1 protein-coding gene is annotated in these 2,657 nt (G+C 37.0%); it reads left to right on the top strand.

What is annotated here, in order from left to right; genetic code table 11:
- A partial coding sequence (locus IEV15_RS14485) for an HYR-like domain-containing protein (RefSeq protein WP_188363257.1) occupies nt 1-2,657 on the top strand: 2,657 nt, incomplete at both ends.

Raw genomic sequence — 2,657 nt, 5'->3', positions numbered from 1 at the left:
AGCAGGTTCATGTGCAGGATCAACAATAGTCACTAGAACTTGGACAGCAACAGATGCTTGTGGTAACTCAGTATCTCATGTTCAAACTATCACAGTTGAAGATACAACAGCACCAAGCTTTGTTGAGGCATTACCTGCAAACGTAACTGTATCTTGTGATGCAGTTCCTGCAGCGGTAACATTAACAGCAACAGATTCTTGTGGAACAGCAACGGTAACTTTTACAGAAAGTGAAGTAGTAGGTTCGTGTGCAGGATCAACAATAATCACTAGAACTTGGACAGCAACAGATGCTTGTGGTAACTCAGTATCTCATGTTCAAACTATCACAGTTGAAGACACAACAGCTCCAAGCTTTGTTGAGACATTACCTGTAAACGTAACTGTATCTTGTGATGCAGTTCCTGCAGCGGTAACATTAACAGCAACAGATAATTGTAGTGAAGCATCAGTTGTTTATTCTGAGTCAGCAAACACAATTTGTGTAGGTTCGTCTGTTATTACTAGAACATGGACAGCTTCTGACTTGTGTGGAAATACATTAGTTCACACACAAATAGTAACTGTACAAGATAACACGCCTCCAACATTTACTGCACCTGCAGATATTATTTTAGTTGCAAATGAAAATTGTACGGCAAATACAGACCCTAGTATAACAGGTAATGTAACCAATATTCAAGATAATTGTGATCCAAATCCAACGGCAACATATACAGATTCTGATTGTATAGGTAATTCAAACGGAGGTTCATTAAATGCAGGAAATGGAAATTACTTCTATTTTAATGTAAGTGGATTTGATACTCTTTCTGCAAGTGACATACAAAAAATAGCTCTATCATTTGAAACAAATCAAGGAAAAGGGAGAGCAGAATTTACACTAGTTGCACCAAGTGGACAAGCGGTAATTTTAGTTGGTCCATATTGTACAGGAGGATTTTGTGATGACCCTTCACCAAACATAAAGGAATTATATTTACCGGTGTTTTATCCTAATAGTTCAGGATATACACAATGGGATAATAATAATTTTGTACCAAATGGTGTAAGCCAAAACTTTACTCCAAACGGAGCATTAACATCTCCTAATGCAACAATGATAAATGGATTAACCTCTTATGTTTCAAGTTTTGAACAGTTTACCGGTCCGATGAATGGAACATGGTTTATTTATTCAAGAAAACAAGCGAGTGTTAATGGTAATATTGATTTCAATAGTGTATGTTTAACGCCTGCAGTAGGTGAATGTGCCAGTAATCAATTAATTATAAGACATTGGACAGTATCAGATTCTTGTGGTAATTCGGTAGAGTTTGATCAAACTATTCAGATTATAGATTCAACACCTCCTGTATTTGTTGGTGATTTACCTCAAGACATTACAGTACAGTGTGACGCTATTCCTGCAGCAGCAACTTTAACAGCAACAGATAACTGTGGTAATGTTGAAGTAGTTTATACAGAATCAGTAGAAGCAGGACAGTGTTTAGGATCATCCGTGATTACCAGAACATGGACAGCTACTGACACCTGTGGGAATTCAGTATCTCACGTTCAAACAATTACTGTAGAAGATACTGCAGCACCTGTGTTTGTTGGTGATTTACCTCAAGATATTACAGTTGAATGTGATGCAATTCCTGAAGTAGCTATTTTAACAGCTACAGATAACTGTGGTGATGTAGAAATTACTTTCGCAGAATCAGTAGCAACAGGACAATGTTTAGGTTCATCCGTAATTACAAGAACATGGACAGCAACTGATTCATGTGGTAACACAACATCTCATGTACAAGTAATTACATCAGAAGATACTACTGCACCAGTATTTGTTGGAGATTTACCACAAGATATAACTGTAGAATGTGATGCAATTCCAGCTGCAGTTACCTTGACAGCAGTTGATAATTGTGGTTCAGTTAATGTAGTATATTATCAGACTATACTTCCAGGTGATTGTCCTCAAAGTTATTCAATTATTCGTTTGTGGTCTGCAACTGATTCATGTGGAAATACAGCTATTAAGAAACAAATTATTACAGTTGTAGATACAATAGCTCCTGTTTTTGTTGAAGAATTACCTCAAGATATTACAGTTGAATGTAACAATATTCCTAGTGCAGTTGTTTTGACTGCAACAGATAATTGTAGCATACCAACCGTTACTTTTAGTGAAGTTACCTCAGCAGGTAATTGTTCAGGATCATCAGTAATAACTAGAACATGGACAGCTACGGATTCATGTGGAAACGTGACAACGCATATACAAGTAGTAACAGTTGAAGATACAACAGCTCCAGTATTTGTTGGTGACTTACCACAAGATATTACAGTTGAATGTGATGCTATTCCTGCGGTTGCAATTGTTTCCGCTACAAATAGTTGTAGTGATGTTACATTGACTTTTAATGAAACAATCATAGAGGGTTCGTGTTTAGGTTCTTATAACATAATAAGAACTTGGACTGCAACAGACGATTGTGGTAATTCAATATCTCATTCGCAAACCATAACAGTAGAAGATACTACTGCACCTGTATTCGTTGGAGATTTACCACAGAATGCGACAGTTCAGTGTGATGCTATCCCAGCAGCAGTTACTTTAACAGCAACTGACAACTGTGGCGATGCTACTGTAACGTTTAATGAATCAG

Origin of the sequence: Flavobacterium orientale, assembly GCF_014638005.1 — a bacterium.
Lineage (GTDB): Bacteria > Bacteroidota > Bacteroidia > Flavobacteriales > Flavobacteriaceae > Flavobacterium > Flavobacterium orientale.
This window is presented reverse-complemented; position numbering and strand designations above follow the sequence as displayed.